The 17,850-nt window shown below is 35.4% G+C and carries 21 protein-coding genes, 1 pseudogene and 1 riboswitch; of the genes and pseudogenes, 18 read left to right on the forward strand and 4 right to left on the reverse strand.

Annotated elements, in window-relative coordinates:
• The first annotated feature begins 234 nt into the window (after positions 1-234).
• Together KGI01_RS11020 and KGI01_RS11025 are read left to right on the forward strand one after the other, a co-directional pair.
• Positions 235-648: a hypothetical protein gene (locus tag KGI01_RS11020; RefSeq protein ID WP_141274713.1), complete on the forward strand. Its 414-nt coding sequence runs from the start codon at positions 235-237 to the stop codon at positions 646-648.
• Positions 649-896: 248 nt separating this feature from the next.
• Positions 897-2,843: a lipoteichoic acid synthase gene (locus KGI01_RS11025; protein ID WP_141274714.1), complete on the forward strand. Its 1,947-nt coding sequence runs from the start codon at positions 897-899 to the stop codon at positions 2,841-2,843.
• 38 nt (positions 2,844-2,881) lie between these two features.
• Here the strand turns inward: KGI01_RS11025 and KGI01_RS11030 are convergent, their stop codons facing one another.
• Complete coding sequence (locus KGI01_RS11030) at positions 2,882-4,120, reverse strand: ferric reductase-like transmembrane domain-containing protein (protein WP_170214779.1); 1,239 nt, start codon at positions 4,118-4,120, stop codon at positions 2,882-2,884.
• A gap of 96 nt (positions 4,121-4,216) precedes the next feature.
• Here KGI01_RS11030 and KGI01_RS11035 point away from each other — a divergent pair, with 96 nt between their 5' ends.
• The 5 genes from KGI01_RS11035 to KGI01_RS11055 all read left to right on the forward strand — a co-directional run bounded on the left by KGI01_RS11035 (position 4,217) and on the right by KGI01_RS11055 (position 8,735).
• Positions 4,217-4,882 carry a response regulator transcription factor gene (locus KGI01_RS11035; protein ID WP_141274716.1) on the forward strand — a complete coding sequence of 222 codons (666 nt, stop codon included), beginning with the start codon at positions 4,217-4,219 and terminating at the stop codon, positions 4,880-4,882.
• Positions 4,879-6,141 (forward strand): sensor histidine kinase, encoded by a 1,263-nt coding sequence (locus KGI01_RS11040; RefSeq protein ID WP_141274717.1) that lies wholly within the window; start codon positions 4,879-4,881, stop codon positions 6,139-6,141. The genes KGI01_RS11035 and KGI01_RS11040 overlap by 4 nt, the downstream gene beginning before the upstream one ends.
• A 5-nt stretch (positions 6,142-6,146) precedes the next feature.
• Positions 6,147-6,821, forward strand: coding sequence for a Dph6-related ATP pyrophosphatase (locus KGI01_RS11045; protein ID WP_141274718.1), 675 nt, complete (start codon positions 6,147-6,149; stop codon positions 6,819-6,821).
• Between the two features lie 97 nt (positions 6,822-6,918).
• On the forward strand, positions 6,919-7,992 hold the full coding sequence (locus KGI01_RS11050; protein WP_141274719.1) for an NADH-dependent flavin oxidoreductase: 1,074 nt from the start codon (positions 6,919-6,921) through the stop codon (positions 7,990-7,992).
• Positions 7,993-8,009: 17 nt separating this feature from the next.
• Entirely contained in the window at positions 8,010-8,735 is a 726-nt protein-coding gene (locus KGI01_RS11055; protein ID WP_141274728.1) for an AAA family ATPase, read from the forward strand.
• A 39-nt stretch (positions 8,736-8,774) separates the two neighbouring features.
• Here KGI01_RS11055 and KGI01_RS13895 read toward each other — a convergent pair whose 3' ends face one another.
• The 3 genes from KGI01_RS13895 to KGI01_RS11065 all read right to left on the reverse strand — a co-directional run bounded on the left by KGI01_RS13895 (position 8,775) and on the right by KGI01_RS11065 (position 10,132).
• A complete protein-coding gene (locus KGI01_RS13895; protein ID WP_156422317.1) occupies positions 8,775-8,933 on the reverse strand; it encodes a hypothetical protein in 159 nt (52 codons plus the stop codon).
• Positions 8,934-8,951: 18 nt separating this feature from the next.
• Positions 8,952-9,236: a DUF3139 domain-containing protein gene (locus KGI01_RS11060; RefSeq protein WP_141274720.1), complete on the reverse strand. Its 285-nt coding sequence runs from the start codon at positions 9,234-9,236 to the stop codon at positions 8,952-8,954.
• A 542-nt stretch (positions 9,237-9,778) separates the two neighbouring features.
• Positions 9,779-10,132 carry a lysozyme inhibitor LprI family protein gene (locus KGI01_RS11065; protein ID WP_141274721.1) on the reverse strand — a complete coding sequence of 118 codons (354 nt, stop codon included), beginning with the start codon at positions 10,130-10,132 and terminating at the stop codon, positions 9,779-9,781.
• 248 nt (positions 10,133-10,380) lie between these two features.
• Here KGI01_RS11065 and KGI01_RS11075 point away from each other — a divergent pair, with 248 nt between their 5' ends.
• From KGI01_RS11075 to KGI01_RS11115, 11 genes and pseudogenes are all read left to right on the forward strand, one after another.
• Entirely contained in the window at positions 10,381-11,724 is a 1,344-nt protein-coding gene (locus KGI01_RS11075; protein WP_141274723.1) for a PepSY-associated TM helix domain-containing protein, read from the forward strand.
• A gap of 10 nt (positions 11,725-11,734) precedes the next feature.
• Positions 11,735-12,208 carry a FixH family protein gene (locus KGI01_RS11080; protein WP_170214780.1) on the forward strand — a complete coding sequence of 158 codons (474 nt, stop codon included), beginning with the start codon at positions 11,735-11,737 and terminating at the stop codon, positions 12,206-12,208.
• Between the two features lie 97 nt (positions 12,209-12,305).
• On the forward strand, positions 12,306-12,812 hold the full coding sequence (locus tag KGI01_RS11085) for a YfiT family bacillithiol transferase (protein ID WP_141274725.1): 507 nt from the start codon (positions 12,306-12,308) through the stop codon (positions 12,810-12,812).
• Between the two features lie 21 nt (positions 12,813-12,833).
• The gene (locus tag KGI01_RS11090) at positions 12,834-13,505 is read left to right on the forward strand and encodes a GNAT family N-acetyltransferase (protein WP_170214781.1); all 672 of its coding nucleotides are present in this window, start codon (positions 12,834-12,836) and stop codon (positions 13,503-13,505) included.
• Positions 13,506-13,548: 43 nt separating this feature from the next.
• Positions 13,549-13,833, forward strand: a complete 285-nt coding sequence (locus tag KGI01_RS11095; protein ID WP_141274727.1) for a hypothetical protein — start codon at positions 13,549-13,551, stop codon at positions 13,831-13,833.
• A complete protein-coding gene (locus tag KGI01_RS11100) occupies positions 13,833-14,489 on the forward strand; it encodes an O-methyltransferase (RefSeq protein ID WP_141274729.1) in 657 nt (218 codons plus the stop codon). Before KGI01_RS11095 ends, KGI01_RS11100 begins: the two co-directional genes overlap by 1 nt.
• Before the next feature lie 139 nt (positions 14,490-14,628).
• A pseudogene (locus KGI01_RS14095) lies at positions 14,629-14,814 on the forward strand (nucleoside deaminase); the annotation flags it as partial.
• Positions 14,815-14,823: 9 nt separating this feature from the next.
• Positions 14,824-15,030, forward strand: a complete 207-nt coding sequence (locus KGI01_RS14100; RefSeq protein WP_255314781.1) for a tRNA-specific adenosine deaminase — start codon at positions 14,824-14,826, stop codon at positions 15,028-15,030.
• A gap of 92 nt (positions 15,031-15,122) precedes the next feature.
• On the forward strand, positions 15,123-15,566 hold the full coding sequence (locus KGI01_RS11110) for a GNAT family N-acetyltransferase (RefSeq protein WP_165442688.1): 444 nt from the start codon (positions 15,123-15,125) through the stop codon (positions 15,564-15,566).
• A gap of 168 nt (positions 15,567-15,734) precedes the next feature.
• A riboswitch (cobalamin riboswitch) is annotated at positions 15,735-15,919 on the forward strand.
• A gap of 180 nt (positions 15,920-16,099) precedes the next feature.
• On the forward strand, positions 16,100-16,267 hold the full coding sequence (locus tag KGI01_RS13900; protein WP_170214782.1) for a hypothetical protein: 168 nt from the start codon (positions 16,100-16,102) through the stop codon (positions 16,265-16,267).
• Positions 16,268-17,096: 829 nt separating this feature from the next.
• Entirely contained in the window at positions 17,097-17,780 is a 684-nt protein-coding gene (locus KGI01_RS11115; protein ID WP_068450328.1) for a hypothetical protein, read from the forward strand.
• Positions 17,781-17,850: the final 70 nt, after the last annotated feature.

The raw sequence follows: 17,850 nt of genomic DNA on the forward strand, positions 1-17,850 counted from the left end.
TTTTAGCATCGATTCTAAAATACTTTCTATTACATATTTTCTTTTAGGGATAAAAATGAAATAAAAGTATTTTTATATAGCGTGAATTTATTGAAGTGGGGTTAATTTATACCATGTTACAAACTTTGTTAAAATGGTAGTGTTATATACATGTTTATTTTTTTATAAGTAATAATAAAGTGATAGTTAAAATACATTATAAAAAACGTATTCGTTTAAGTTAAGGAGAAAAAGATGTTAAACATCAGTGGTAGATTTTACTTTTATATTGCATTAGAAATTGTTTTAGTTAGTATTGTACTTGGGTGTACATACTATAATGTAGATATGGTATCTTTGTTTATCTTAGTAATGAGTCCATTCTTTTTACTATTTAGTGCCATTTGGCTAGAAGTGAACGAACGAAAAAATCCTCTGCTCATCTTGGGGAGTATTACTTTATACGTATTGATTGTGTTAACTAGTTATTTAATGACTTTACATATCGGAACAGAAAAATATTTACCAAAGGAGTCACATTTTAATGAAGGAAGTATGGTCACATTTATTATTTCAATTGTGACAAAGGAAATGCTAATAGGTGTAAGTGTTTATTTGGTGCTCCTCTATTTTTTTAAGGAAAATAACAATAAAACAACAACAGAATAGGATGTATGACCTCTTTACATAAAAGTTACAATCGATAAGAATAAGACTATAAAAGTTTACATAAATCGCCAAACTTGTGTACACTTAATAAGTGAATGTAAAAATCAAGTTATTTATATTAGAACTTCAAAGAAAAATACTGTAAAATAAGCTAAGTGTTCTTTTATGAAACATTTCACAAACAAAAACGTTATAGCTTATGATTTATTGAAAATGAACTTAATTTTTATGAAGTAGGTGTAAAAAATATGTTGAAAGATAAAAAATTCTCGTCTATGAATCGTTTTACGGGGATTTATTTAGTAGCCGTACTTGTGCTATGGATTAAAACATATATTGTACAAGCCACACAATTTAACTTGGAAGTTAAAGGTGTGTTGCAACAATTTTTACTTGTTATTAATCCACTAGGCGCTATTGTGTTACTACTCGGTCTGTCTTTCTTTTTTAAGAAAGACAAACGAAAACTAACTGCTCTTGTTGTTATCTACACATTGATGACGATTTTATTATTTGCCAATGCTGTATATTATCGCTTCTTCAGTGATTTTATTACGTTGCCAACTGTAACGCAAACACAAAACTTTGGTGATTTAGGTGGTAGTGTACTATCGTTATTAAAATGGTATGACATTCTATTCTTTATTGATGTATTTGCATTAATGTATTTACGTTTCTCAAAGAAAACGCATAAGTTAGTGAATGAAAAACGTGGAACGCTAAAAAATGCTACATTAATTTTAGCTGTATCAGTCGGTTTCTCAGTTGTAAACTTAGCATTAGCTGAAATTGATCGTCCACAATTATTATCACGTGGTTTCGACCGCACGTACATCGTAAAATACTTGGGTATGTATAATTACACAGCGTATGACACATATGAAACGGTTCAAGCCTCTTCAGAACGTGTACTAGCTGATAGTAGTGATATTACGGATGTATTGAACTACACGCGTTCAAACTATGCAAAACCGAATAAAGAATACTTTGGCGCTGCCAAAGATATGAACGTCATCTATTTACATTTGGAGTCGTTCCAAACATTCTTATTAAATTACAAAGTAGATGGTGAGGAAGTAACCCCATTCTTAAACAAGTTAATGAAAGACCAAGAGACATTGTACTTCGATAACTTCTTCCACCAAACAGGGCAAGGAAAGACATCAGATGCAGAGTTCATGTTAGAAAACTCATTATTTGGTTTACCACAAGGTTCAGCTTACATTACAAAAGGACAAAATACGTACCAAGCTGCACCGAATATTTTAAAAGGTGAAGGTTACACATCAGCAGTATTCCACGGGAATAACGGAAGCTTCTGGAACCGTAATGTGATTTATAAGCAATTCGGTTTCGATCATTTCTATGATGCAAGCTTCTATGATACAAGCTCACCAAAAGATATGGCTGAGTATGGTTTATTAGATAAGCCATTCTTTAAACAATCTGAACCATATCTAAAAGAATTACCGGAACCATTCTATACAAAATTGATTACAGTAGGGAACCATTTCCCATATAAAATAGATCAAGATCTTGTGACGATTGGCAAAGAAAAAACAGGTGACCAAAGTGTAGACGATTACTTCCAAACGGCACGTTATTTAGATGAGTCAGTGAAACAATTCTTCCAACAAATGAAGAAAGATGGCTTAGATGATAACACGATGGTTGTTCTGTATGGTGACCACTATGGTATTTCAAGCAACCACAACAAAGCGATGGCTCAAATTATGGATAAAGAGATTACGCCATATGAAAATACGAATTTACAACGTGTACCATTATTCATTCATGTTCCAGGTATGAAGGGCGGCGTTAATCACACATACGGTGGTCAAATCGACCTTTTACCAACGCTATTACATCTTTTAGGTGTTGATACACAGAAATATGTACAATTAGGTACAGACTTATTATCAAAAGATCATAAAGAAATTGTAGCTTTCCGTAACGGTAGTTTCGCTACTCCTAACTATTTCTTTGTAGATGATAAATATTATGATAATAAAACGGGTGAATTATTAAGCGAAGATCAAATTCCAGAGGCTGAAAAAATTAAAGCTGAAGTGTCAGAGAAATTAAGTATCTCAGATAAGATTGTAAATGGAGATTTATTACGTTTCTACACACCAGAAGGTTTTAAAGCAACGGATCCCTCTACGCTAGACTATACAAATAAAGATGCAAAATAAGAAAAAGGCTTCGACATTTGTCGAAGCCTTTTTGTGTTTTAGAAGTTTTCAGCATGTATATCGTCTGCTTGTACTTTGTGTAACATTTTTTCAAAGGCGAAGCTAGCTTTAGCTGATGCACAGATGAAGCATTGAGCTTGTTCTAAATAAAGATTTTGTTCTAAGTCTTTATATGTTAATCGCTCACATAACCCTTCCTGTGTTACGTATGGTGTGTAGTAGAAGTTTGGAATTGTTTGTTGTAATTGACGGAAATAACGGTCATATACTAACTCGTTACTTTTACGAACAGACCAGTAAAGATGGAATGGTTGTGTTGGATTTTTAGACCAAGCTTTAATATAACTCATCCCCACAGCAATACCACTACCACCAGCAATATAAATGGTTGGTTTTTCAAATTTCGGTAGCTTTCCGTACCCCTTCGTCATGTATAGACGATCTCCAGATTGTAGTTGTGCCATTTTCTTTGTAAATAGTCCAACCTTTTTAAAGATAATGGTTACTTCGTCGTCATTCACATCTGCAATCGTGAATGGATGTTCCATACCATTGATGCGAATCCATGCCGCTTGTCCAAATTGTGCATATTTTTTACTGTTCATGTGTAGTTTTAATTCATACATTACAGAGCTTAAAGCTGTAACAGATGCTACGGTTGCGTTGCGTCTTGCGAATTTTTTTAGTAGGAATGGGATATAGAATACAAGTGCCACTCCGAAGTACACAATATAAGGGACAGCTGTCATCGGTGTATTGTAAGCGATATTCACTAGAATTACGTGAATAGCCATAAAGATAATCCCGAAGATTTGTAAGTGATGTACCCACTTCATCCAGTCATAACGGATAAAGGAGAACATCTTCATGAATGTCTGTACAATAGAAGGTGTATAACGTACCCATTTTGTTGCTAAGAATAAGATACTCAATCCACCCATGATTAGAAATACATTTTGTGAAAGTTCACCATAGCCACTAGCATCATGTAAACCATCGGGATTGTTTACGAAGTCTTCTGTTTGACTATGAAGAAGAATCGCTGCGATTGCAAGAATTGGTAAAACACGATGGAATTTTTGTGCTACTTCATATTTAATCCATCTTGGACGTGTACCTAAGAATAAGATGAAGCACAGGTAACTATATGCGATGGCACCGAATGATACGGTGACAACGTTCCAAAAAGCGAATCCATGATCTTGTGTTGTAATTTGCCAAAAGATTAATGGAAGTGGTAAAAGAAATATAAGAAATGATAGCCATTTAGCATTCATACGAATCATCCTTTCTGTTAAATCAAGTATAGAAAAGGATGCTGTATTTCAAATGAAGGGTAGCTGAAAATTAGCTGAAAAAAGGGGAATGGGAATATGACACGAATTTTAGCCATTGATGATGAGGAAAGTATTACACAATTTTTGAAGATGGGGCTTGAGGCTGAAGGATATGAAGTAATCACTGCTTCTGAAGGAATGACAGGTATTCAATTAGCAGAGAAATGGAAACCAGCTGTTGCCATTGTTGATATTATGATGCCCGGAATGGATGGGTATGAAGTATGTCGAAGTTTGAAAAAATATACGAATTGCCAAGTTATTTTACTTTCTGCAAAAGGAGAAGTGACCGACCGCGTAACGGGGTTAAATGCAGGTGCAGATGATTATATGGTAAAACCATTTAGCTTTGAAGAACTGATTGCGCGTGTACAAGCACGACTGCGCAATACACCACAATATGAAGAACAACCAACAGGTATTTTTTCAATTGATGACGAACAAAAACAAATCACCTATCAAGGAGAGGCACTTACATTAACGCGTACCGAGTACAAATTATTACGCTATTTTATTCAACATAAAAACAAAGTACTATCAAAAGAAGCGATTTTGAATGCTGTATGGGGGTACGATTATTACGGAAATGATAATGTCGTTGAAGCGTATATAAAAACGCTTCGTCAAAAGCTACAAGACCCTAAACATCAAGTGATTCAAACATTGAGGGGCTTCGGTTATAAATTGGATGTGACCGAATGAAAAAACAATTACTTGTTCGAACATCAATTATTTTTGCTATTTTATATGTGATACTCGGTATTTTACAAATTGGGATTTTTAAATACTCTGTAGAATATCAACAACAAGATAATGTGAAAATGGCGAGTAAACAATTAGACATAAGAAATGGTGAATTAACACCCGAATCACGTGAGTTACTCGAAAAACAATTTTTAAATGCTCGTATTGAATGGGATGGAGAAGTAATTCGTTCATTTCGTGGAGATGACGATGATAAAATCACATCACGTACAATCGAAAGAGAAGTAGCAGGTCAAACACTCAAAGTTTCTTTCCCAACACATGAAGAAAATGAAATTATGTTCACACAATTAATTATTTATACAGTAGTTGTTGCGATTATTTTTACGATTGTTTTTTGGTTATATCAGAAAATCTTACGCCGTACATTGCGCCCATTAGATGAATTATCTGAACAAGTGCATGAATTAACCATCGATCAAATGGGAAAAGCAGTCTCAGTTAAACAGGCGCCAATTGAAGTTGAGCAGTTAGAAAGTGCAATTCAAAAGATGCAACAACGTGTACAGCAAGCCTTTGAAAAAGAGAAGGAGACGAAGAAAGTATTAGAGCAGTTCGTGTCCGATGCGTCACATGAATTAAAAACGCCACTTACATCGATTCGTGGTTTTACAGAGGTACTTCTTCGTTCGAATTTTGAAAATGTACAACAAGTAGAAGATTCCGTTACACAAATTCATCTTCAAACAGAAAGAATGAGTGCTTTGATTGAGAGGCTACTACAGTTATCACGTTTAGATCGCCAAGAACCCTTACAGTTAGAAATGATTAGTTTTAATGAGTTAGTAGAAGATTTAATGCCTGTTTTGGAAGTGCTAGGGGAAAAACGTGAGATGAATTATGTATTACAGTCAGCACAATCACAACAGATGGATGTCATGAAGATGCAACAAGTTGTCATGAATCTCGTACAAAATGCCATTCGTTATAGTGACGATGGTTCGAAGATTACGATTAAAGCATATGGCACAAAGCTTGAAGTGATTGATGAAGGTAGAGGAATTGAACAGGAGAAGTTACCTTATATCTTTAGACGATTTTATCGTGTTGATACAGACCGCGCGCGTTCTACTGGTGGTGAAGGTCTTGGGTTAGCGATTGCAAAAGAGATTGTTGAGCAACATGGTGGAACGATTCAAGTAACGAGTACAGTGAATGTGGGAAGTTGCTTTACGATTACATTACCAAAGGAATGAAGCATATGAATACATGGAAACAGAATACCGCTAATAAAAAGAGTATTGTGTCTTATAGTGGCGGTAAGGATAGCACACTCGCACTTGAATGGGCGATGAAGCAGGGAGAAGTGATTGGCTTACTCGTTATGATGGAGGAACAAGGAGGGCGTTCACGTTCACATGCGACAGGTTCAGAGCTTGTACGCGCACAGGCAAAAGCAATAGGTCTTCCTGTTTTTGAAGTATTAGCAAGTTGGGCAACTTACGAGGAAGCTTTTGTAGAAGCGTTAAAAACAGCAAAAGAAGCAGGCGCAGAAGTACTTGTGACAGGAGATATAGATTTACTAGAGCATGGTCTCTGGCATGAACAAGTGGCAGCGCGAGCAGGATTACAGCTCGCTATGCCATTATGGCAAGAAGAACGTAAATCCATTGTAAAAGAGGTTGTAGAAAGAGGATATCGTGCCATTATTGTCACGATAAACGAGTCGCTCGGAATGAAGGCATCGGATTTAGGGCGTGAGTTGTCGATTGAGTTCATGAATGAATTGATTGAGCGAGGAATTGACCCATGTGGTGAACAAGGTGAATTTCATACGACAGTTATCGATGGACCCTGTTTTCAACAGGCATTAGATGTGAAATTTGGTCGAGTAGTTCGACAAGACCCTTATGTATTTTTGGAATTAACGCTGTAGCCTTTCATAATCCCAACTAAAATGATAAGCATATTTTTTGAAATTTCGATGTAACACGTTCATAATTTTCTCATAGATATGAGGAGGGAATTTTTGTATGAATGCTTTTGAACCAATTACTTTAAATAATGGTGTGAGATTAAAAAATCGCCTAGTTATGGCACCAATGACAACATATTCTGGTAATCCAGATGGTACTGTTTCAGATGAGGAGATTGCTTACTATAAAGAACGTTCTGGTGGTGTAAGTGCTGTTATTACAGCTGTTGCCTATGTATCAGAGCATGGTAAGGGATTCCCAGGACAATTCTCAGCGCATGAAGATCGTTATATTGAAAGTTTACGTCGTTTAGCGAAAACAATTCAAAGTGGAGGTGCAAAAGCAATTTTGCAAATTTTCCACGCAGGTCGTCAAAGTCCGGCGAATGAAGTACCAGAAGTGGTAGGCGCAACGGATATTACAAGTGATGGACAACCAACACCACGTGCTTTAACGACAGAAGAAGTACAACAAATTGTACGTGACTTCCATGAAGCGACAAGACGTGCGATTGAAGCAGGCTTTGATGGTGTCGAAATTCATGGTGCAAACACATACCTATTACAACAATTCTTCAGTGGCTTCACGAATAAGCGCACAGATGCTTACGGTGAAGACCGTATGAAATTCATTTTAGAAGTCGTACAAGCTGTACAACAAGCAAAAGAAAAATATGCAAATGAATCATTTATCGTTGGTTACCGCTTCTCTCCAGAAGAGCCTGAAGAAGATGGTATTACAATGGATCAGACACTAGAATTAGTAGATGTTTTAGCAGATCAACCACTTAACTACTTACATGTCTCACAATTGCAGTTTGATTCAGAGCCACGTCGCTATAGTGGTACAGCGACTACACGTGTAGAGGCACTTCAAGAAACAATCGCAGGTAGATTGCCATTAATTGCAGTAGGTTCAATCTACAGTAAAGAAGATTTAGAGAATGCATCACATATCGGTGCAGACTTACTCGCAATTGGTCGTGAATTATTAATTGAACCACATTGGGTAGAGAAAATTCAACGTGGTGAACAAGTGGAAACAGCACTTGATACGAAAAATCCACCTGTTTTACCAACGACGATGTTTGAAATGATCAAAAGTCGTCCGGGCTGGGTTCCGATGAAATAAGAAAAAGGAGTCATATGATGTTTTTAAAAAGCTGTCGTTTAAAGAGAGAAGAAGTACAAGATTTTACTGTATATCCATTCTCGATTCCAACGATTCATCATTTAGATGCTTTATCGCTTAATCAAACTGTTACGTTTTTTGTAGGGGAGAATGGTTCAGGTAAATCAACATTACTTGAAGCTATTGCCGATCAGATTGGCTTTCATACAGCTGGAGGAAGTCGACAAAATGTAAGAGCTTATAATGTACATGCGAGTGAATCGCATTTGGGTGATTACTTACGTCTATCTTGGATGCCGAAAGTGACAGATGGTTTCTTTTTAAGAGCAGAAACGTTTTATCAATTTGCATCTCATATTGATGAAGTGGATGTAGATGGATTTAAATCCTACGGCGGGAAGTCGCTTCATCATCAATCGCATGGTGAATCTTTTTTGTCTCTCTTTCAACATCGTTTTCGTGAAAAGGCAATCTATTTATTGGATGAGCCTGAAGCTGCATTGTCTCCAGCGAAGCAGTTGACATTGCTACGGATTTTACATGATTTAGAGAAAGAACAAAATGTACAATTTATTATAGCGACACATTCACCAATTTTACTCGGTTATCCTAACGCAAAAATTTATGAATTTGATGAAACGATTCATGAAGTAGCTTATGAAGAAACATCACATGTACAAATCTCCACATACTTTTTGAGAAATCGTGAAAAGATGTTAGAAGAATTATTTAAAGAGGAATAATAGAAAAACGATTTAGTCAGCTTCGACTAAATCGTTTTTCTATTGGTTATTTTTGTAGTTTCTTTCTAATTGATAGATGATGACAAACAAACTACCGAGACCTAACCCAGCAAGCATTAGTAAGCCGATATCCTCTAAAAATGTGACTAAAAATAAGCTCAATAGTATACCTAGTATTAAAAGACCGATGATTTTCAATTTATTGTCTCCTTATTCTTATTCAGCCGATTCTAAAAGAATACGGTCTGTATCACTGTTTTTATAATAGTAATACTTTTTAGGATCATTTTTTATTTTTACATAAACTAGCCAATTTTTATCTCCGTCTAAGTTAGCTACGAATGGATCTAATGCTTCAATGTCAGCTTCTTTTATATTTTTTTCCTTTAATAGATATGTATGAACATCATTTTTAACCAGATACTTTTTAGTTTCGATGTATCCAAAAATAGATAGCCCAATTAAAATCACAATACCTAAAAATATAACGAATTTTTTCATGTTAAAAAGTCCTTTCTATAATTACTAATTCTATCATATATGTTTTTTTATCCAATTTCATCCATATATTATTTTTTACTGTAAAAGAGAATAGAACTGTAATGGTATGAAATGTATTTATTATCAGTTTTACTTCTATGCATTCAAACGAAAAAAAGACCTTCTATCTAATTGTGCGAGATAGAAGGTAAGGGTTCATAAAGCATTTGATTCATTTTTTTAACCTCATGATTTTATTTTGTATAAGATAAAATAGCGTTGTTGCATCCTTTTAGCTTTTCTGTAGCAGCATCCTTATTTGTGTACTCAAACATACGAATATCATGAATATTATTGAAAATTGTTACAACCCACATGGTCATTCTCCATTCTTTGTTATATTACAAGTTATTGTTGTTATATAACAAAACTTGTTATAAGTTATTCTACATGATTTTTAGAAAAATGGAAGTGTTTTTTTACGGTTGTCACAATTTATTCTTATTCGAAGCGTTTTCATAAAAAAGAGCCACTTTAGATTGTTTAAAGTGGCTTATTACAGGTTAGCGTAATGTTTCACGGTATTGTTCAAAAAGTGCATAACAGCGTTCTCTTGTTGAAGCAGCTAAAGATTCTGTATAGGCAATCTCTGGTGCATATTCGCTATAAGCAGATGCGCTACCAGCATTATGATCACGTTCTTTAATCCAATTACGCTGTATATCACGTAGCACAGTGAATTCGGGTGAAGATAGACGTGATTTTAATGTGCCGTAAATTTCATTTAATAGAGCATTCCACTGCTTATAACTTGCATCGAATGCTTTTAACATAGGATCAAAGTTATCTCGACGTTCACCGTCTATTGCGTATGCTATTTTATCGAAATTCTGCCCGATAAGAGTTGTCTTATTCATGTAACTCGCATATAGATTCTATTTTTGAGGTGTCGTTTGTGTTGTGGTTGTTTGGGTTTTAGGTGTGGTATTTGTTTTTGTAATTTCTTTTTCATTACCACAAGCTGTTAAAAATAGGCTCGTACAAATGATTGTTGTCATTATTTTTTTTACAAAAAATCATCTTCATTTAAATACATTGTTTCATTGTTATTTCACATTTTCTTGGTATATTAAACAAATTGAAAAAAGGAAGGAAGATTACATGAATGAAAAAGAAGACAACAGAACTGTATAAAACAGTTTGGCGATGGCATTTTTACGCAGGCATTTTCGTTGCGCCTTTCTTAATTGTTTTAGCGATTACAGGCGGTACATATTTATTTAAACCACAGATTGAACAAGCACTTTATCATTCATATTATGAAGTGAAAGAAGAAAGTACAAAGATGGATGCAGATGCACAGGTAGCTGTCGTCCAAAAACAATACCCAGAAGGAACAGTCACATCTTTCAAACCAAGTAGTTCGCCTACACGTTCAAGCGAAGTCGGTTTGGCAGAAGGTGACGCCACGTATACAGTCTTTTTAAATCCTTATAGTGGTGAAGTGATTAAAAAATTAGATAACCATGATCGTATTATGGATCGAATTGAAGAATTACATGGTGAATTAATGGTGGGAACATGGGGTGACCGTCTAGTTGAACTCGTAACTTGTTGGGTCATTGTTTTAATCATTACAGGGGTTTATTTATGGTTCCCTCGTAAATCAAAAAAAGAAAAAGGCGGTACATTCCTTATTCGCTTTAATAAAGGTGAACGTGCATTGCGTCGTGACTTGCATGCAGTTCCAGCCGTTTGGTTAACAGCGGGTATTGCCTTTTTAATCGCAACAGGGTTACCGTGGTCGGGCTTTTGGGGTACAAACTTCCAATCCATCGTAACGAATACAGGACAGGGGTATCCACCAAGTATTTGGACGGGGAATCCACCTGATTCAGTGACACAGACGAAAGATTTAACAAAAGTACCGTGGGCAGCAGAAACATTAGAAGTTCCTAAGTCAACCATAATTCCGAACTATGAACGTGTATCACTTACAACGATTGAAGAAAATGCTGAAAAACGTGGTGTACCAGAAGGCTATAAAATTGTCATGCCGCAAACAGCAGAAGGTGTGTACACAATCTCTGCTTTCCCGAATAAAGCACAAGATGAAGTAACAATGCATTTAGATCAGTACACAGGTGCGGTATTAACTGATTATCGTTATGACAACTATGGTTGGATGGGTAAGGCGATTGCACTTGGTATTACACTTCATAAAGGAACACAGTTCGGACTCATCAATCAATTAATTAGTGTGCTTATCTGTGTTGGCATTGTGTTAGTAGTATGTAGCGGTATTTACTTATGGTGGAAACGAAAACCGAGCCATCAATTAGGTGCACCGAAATCAGGTAGCGCACGTCATGCCTATGGTTTTTACATCTTATTAGTCATATTAGGAATCATCTTCCCATTAGTTGGTTTATCACTTATTGTGATTTTCTTACTCGACTTTTTAGTAATTCATCGCGTAGCAAGACTGAAAAAATTCTTTAATGCATAGGAGGCACGAAATGATGAAATCAAAACTCATGTATATGGTCGTTTTCGCATTGATTTTCGTGCTAGCAGGCTGTGAAACACGTTCCGATGCAAATACACTATATAAAAAAGAACAACCGTTAGAAGTTCAATTTCTATCGAAAGAAGCGTATGAGAAAGAAGGCGAGCATACGATTCACTTTAAACTATTACAAGATGGTCAATCTGCGAAAGATCTTCAGTTTACACATATCTCGATTTGGAATGTAGATCGCTCGGTGACATTAGATATGACAGCTGCTTTAGAGGAGAAAGACGGGACATTTACATTCCCGTTCGACTTTAAAAAACCTGGACTATACTATGTACAGATTCACGCAGGAACAAAAACCGAAACCATCTCACCAACACAACGTTTATTAGTTGGGAAACTATCGAAAAAAGATATAGATGCATTACAATCGACTACACCATCTTCAAATAGCGGTGGAGGACACCATCATTAGAAAAAGTTTTTCCTTTGTGAATGGAAATATATTTGAAAAGTACGTTACTATATAAATAGGACGTACTTTTTATTTTATACAAAGGGGATGAGAAAGTATGGATGAACGTTATCCAATTGGTCGTTTTGATGTACCGGAAGAAGTGGACGGTGCGAAATTAACAGCTTGGCTATACGAAATGGAAGCACTACCACGTTTATTAAATCAAACGGTTATGCATTTAGAAGATGATCAATTACAAAAAACATATCGTGAGGGTAGTTGGACGGTGAAGCAAGTGGTGCATCATATTGCGGATAGTCATATGAATAGTTATATTCGTATGAAGCTAGCAGTGACAGAAAATAATCCGACGGTTTCAACATATGAAGAACAGTTATGGGCTGAGTTAGCAGACTATACATTACCTGTGGAAGTATCATTACAATTAATTGCTTCGCTTCATCAACGCTGGCTACACTTTTTACGCTCATTGACGAAAGAACAGTTGCAAAAAAAATTCGTCTATCCAAATGGAGAAGCGATTCAAGTAAAGCAAGCTATTGGTTTATATGCATGGCATGGCAATCACCATTTAGCGCATATTAAACAAGCCATTTCATAAATCCAAAAGGGAGTGATGAACGTGCGTGATGAAGATTTAATGCAATTACATTTAGATGTACTGTACCAACAAAATGAAGTAGGTGCATTGACGGTAATGAATGAACCACCATTTGAACCAGCACCTACAGTTCATATTGGCGTAACGAGAGATGGGAAGCAAACGCGCTTTTCCTCGCGAGTAGATGAAGTATTTAAAAAACGTTTAGAAAATACGATTCAAGATGCAGATGAAGATTTACTTGTGGATTTAATTCATCAGCTAATGAATCGCGCAGATTTACATGAATTCCGTATGGGACCAACCTATGTGTTCCCTACAATTGAAGAAATCTCACCTAAGGTTTTACACGTAACGGAGCAACATAAAGAAAGGTTAAAAGACGATTTTCTATTCACTTATATGAATTTTGATATGAAGCAACCTTGTTATGTAGTCATGGAATTAGATCGTATTGCATCAATTTGTTGTACAGCTAGACAAAGTGCAGTAGCAGCTGAAGCAAGCGTCTATACACATCCTAAATCAAGAGGAAAAGGATACGGTGCAGCAGTGGCGCAAGCGTGGGCAAGAGATGTGCAACGCCAAGGACGCGTCGCACTCTATAGTACAACATGGGATAACTTTGCTTCACAAGGCATCGCTCGCACATTAAACATGCGCCAATACGGTGTGGACGTGTCGATTGAATAAGTGAAGATGAATACTTTTCATTTTGGAAAGGAGCTATTCAAAGATGAAAATGCGAGAATATCGTCGGGGAGAAAAGCCAAATGATCGAGATCATCGTGGTGGAGAAGAACATCGTGCTCAAACATTTCGTCGTAAACGCGCACTTGGCTTTTTGGAGATGCTCTATGTGAAACAAGAGACATTAAAGGGTCAGCTACAGCGAGAAGAATTTGCGAACAGTCGACCAGTGATTGAAGGTGAATTAAAAGCTGTTGAAATGATTATCGAAGAGTTTAAAAATGTCTTTCAAGTGGAACGCTCTGAAATAGAGGAGGGGAAAAACGAATGATGGAACAAGTAAATAAATACGCAGATAGGTACTTTGGAAATGAAGATGAGCATTTACAACATATTTTAAAAACAATTGAAGATCATGGTATGAAAAATATCTCGGTTTCAAATGCGACAGGAAAATGGCTGACGCTTCTTGCGACATTAAAGCAATCAAAAAAAGCATTAGAAATAGGTGCTTTAGGTGGTTATAGTGGTCTCTGTATTGCGCGAGGTTTAGCAGAAGGTGGCACACTCCTATCATTAGAGTTAGAACCAGAATATGCAAAACTAGCGAAAGAAAACCTTATGCGCGCAGGATACGGCGAAGTTGTAGACTATCGTATTGGAGATGCGTTAACATCTTTGAAGCAGTTAAAAGAAGACCAAGAAACATTCGATTTCTTCCTGATTGATGCAGATAAAGAGCGTTATAAACATTATTTAGATGCGTGTGTAGACATTGCAGAAGATGGGGCAGTTATTGTTATGGATAATGTATTAGTGCTAGGTGGCGTAGCAGACGAAACGGTTAAAGATTCTTTACCTGAACATTTACAAGAACGCACACGTATTATGCGTGAATATAATGAATATGTATCACAGCACCCACATCTATTTTCAGTACTACTACCAATCGGTGATGGGTTAATTTGTTCTATCGTTAAAAAGTGATTCGAAGTAAACATATAGCGATTGTTTAAATAAATGTTTTTTTCATATAATATGAGAGCGAAATAGGCAAATTCGGAGGTACACAGATGACAAAAGAACAGTGGATGCAAAAATAATTGAACTAGCATATGAGAATACAGTGAATGATGGAAAGCCTTTCGGTGCCATCATTGTCAAAGATGATGATATTGTAGCAGTTGGTGTGAATGAAGTGTTAGAAACACATGACCCAACAGCACACGCTGAACTACTCGCGATTCGTCGTGCAACAGAAAAGTTACAAACAACAGATTGATTGGATTGTCAGCTATATACAAGTGGTGAACCATGCTCGATGTGTATGGGTGCGATTTACTGGGCAAACTTTAAAGATGTATATTATGCCTATTCTTCAGAAGAAGAACAAGCAGGTCTTGGAACATCACATGTCTATGCACAGCTTGCTTTACCACGTGAAGAACGTGAGGTTCAATTGCAGCACGTTGAACGTCAAGCAGAAACGAATGATGCGTTTGCATTATGGATTGAAAAACAACAATAAGTTTAAAAACAGAAAGAATCGTGCATATACGGTTCTTTTTTTTATTTTAAAAAAGCTGCATTTTGGTACAATAAGGAAAAGGGGTGGATGATGTGGAAATTCAATATGCAACGAAAGCAGATCTAGAAAAGGTTGTGCCATTATTTCAAGGATACTTACAGTTTTATGGTCGCCAATTTGAAGAACAAGAAGTGGTGACTTTTATTAAAAAGCGTTTAACAAACGATGATGCCATCATTTTATATGCAGAACATGAAGGAAAAGCAATTGGATTTACGCAACTCTATCCAAGTTTTTCATCACTTGCATTAAAACGCGCATATATTTTAAACGATTTATTCGTTGAGGAGTCTCACCGAAAGTTAGGTGCGGCGAGAGCCTTGATGGAGGAAGCATTTGTATTTTGTGAACAAATGGGTGCAGCGTACATCACGCTTGAGACACATCCAGATAATGTAGCTGCTCAAAAACTATATGAAGACATCGGTATGCAACGAGATGATGAATATTGGCATTATACGAAAGAATTTAAATAGAACGTGAAAACAGGCTGGGACATAAGGGCAAAAAACACATCCTATATGAGCATAAGAAAAACTGGAATCGCGCTGTAGCACGGTTCCAGTTTTTCGTTGCGAACGCTAAAAAAATGAAAATGACATGTTTTGTCCCAGCCTGTTTTCTTTTCTTGTATAATAAAATCAAACGGAATAATAGAAGTTGGTACAAGTGTATGGCACTTGTTTAAAAGGGAAGAACGGTGAAAGTCCGTCGCTGTCCCGCAACTGTAAGTAGGAGTGCTTTTCGATGAACCACTGTCTTATGAGATGGGAAGGTGAAAAGTGCATTGAATACGAGCCAGGAGACCTGCCAATCTTCGAGTACAACCAAAAACCTACGCGGATAGGAGGTGTTTGAGTATGCGAACACAATATGGATCACATACTCACAGTACGACGAAAAACCGATGGAGATGTCTAAATCATTCCACTGTTTTTTTGTGCTGTACTACGAACGATACGTAATTCGTCCACTATGAATAAATGATTCAATAGAGGAGGAATTACGTATGGAATCTTATGTAGAACAATTTAAACAACAAGTCATGATGAAGCTTGCAGGACATGATACACAATCTTTACAAGAAACAGCTGAACAACTCGCTTCACAATCTACGACAGATGCTACAATGATTTGGCAAGCATATGAACAAGTGAAAAATGAGTTAGTTGGTTAATTAATCAAATATCAATTTACATTCGTTATACCGTATGATTTCAAAAAATCATACGGTATTTTCTTTGATACGGTGCTAAATCTCCAAAACTATTGATATAACAATTTTTATTAAACTTTTAATAGGTCTTATACTCTCACTCTCTATATAAGGGCTTTTCTCCACGCAAGGGACGGGTAGTATTTTTTGATAAAGACATTCAAAAAATCTCCACCCTCAAGCCCTTGCATTCCGAAATTTTGACGGTTATTTGGACTTCGCCAAGGCGACTTTCAAACACATTTAACCTTCTAGGTCAACTTGGACTTTTCAGCGTAACCGTCAAAAACGCTTCTCAGCTATTCCAGATATAATCCTTAAACGTAAATAAAGATACTCTGTGGGATTTCCGCCCCACACGACGAGCCAATTACTCCTTTCAAACTTGAAGAACGTTAAAAACCCTCTAGATGCTCTTTTTTGTTAATTTAATCTATTTTTCCCTTTTTTAATAAAAAAATGATTTATTTTGAATTTTAATGGTATGATTAGGTTATAAAATTTTTTAATGAAAGAAGTGTTTCATATAAAATATAAAAGAATTATCTTGGTTATTAGTTCTCTTATTATTTCTTTTTTTGCTTTACTAATTTATTTTAATAATAAAAATTTAGTAGTAACTAATCATGTTAAAATCGCTCTTTTAGATTCAGGTTTATCAAAAAAAAATTATATAGTAACTAAAAAAATAAATAAAGTTACTTATAAATTAGCTATATACGTTGATAAAAAAGGGAAACTAACAGTATCTTCTTTTTATCCTAAATCTTGAAATTAAGGAGTAAAACATATGAAATTAGAAATTAAATCGTATATTACAATCCCCCCTGAAAAAGAAGAGTTAAATAAAAATCAAGAGTACCCAGGCTACATAGAAATGACCCATTTAGAAGGTTTAGATGTATTTAATTATGAGTTTGGACGATCTGGAGGATATCCTGGAGGTAAAGTAGTTTTTTGTGTAGATGGAAAACCCTTGCCTTTTAATACAGAAGTATTTGAATTATATAGGTTTTGGTATAATTTGGTTTTAACTTTATTACCAAAAGATAAATCTATTGAAAAACTCGATCATCTAATATTTTATGCAGACGATTATGTTATGGATAATTTTAAAATTAGAATTTTTTATCATAAAAAAACAGTTGAATTTCATTATAAAAAACAAGTATTTGCTACTTTTTCATTAGATGAGTATAAAAAAGCTGTTTTACAAGGGTTTTTAGATTTCATGTGGCATACGAATTTAGAATTTGAAACAATTACACATGATTCTTTAGGTGATGAAATTGATTATATCGATTTACGAGAAGATTTAGATTCAATAAGTGAGTTATATGGTTGTCGTTATATTTTCTTACAATTTATGAAAGAAATTTATAAACAAAAAAGTTATGACTTAGGCAAATTAATAAATCTTAATTTTGATACAAGTTATTATTATTCAAAGTTAGAATACGATTTAGAGGATTAAAATTATAATTATAAGGATACTTTATTGAATAAAGTAAGACTTAGAAAGTTGATAGAAAAAAGCCTGGTAC

Source organism: Kurthia gibsonii (assembly GCF_006539985.1).
Lineage (GTDB): Bacteria > Bacillota > Bacilli > Bacillales_A > Planococcaceae > Kurthia > Kurthia gibsonii.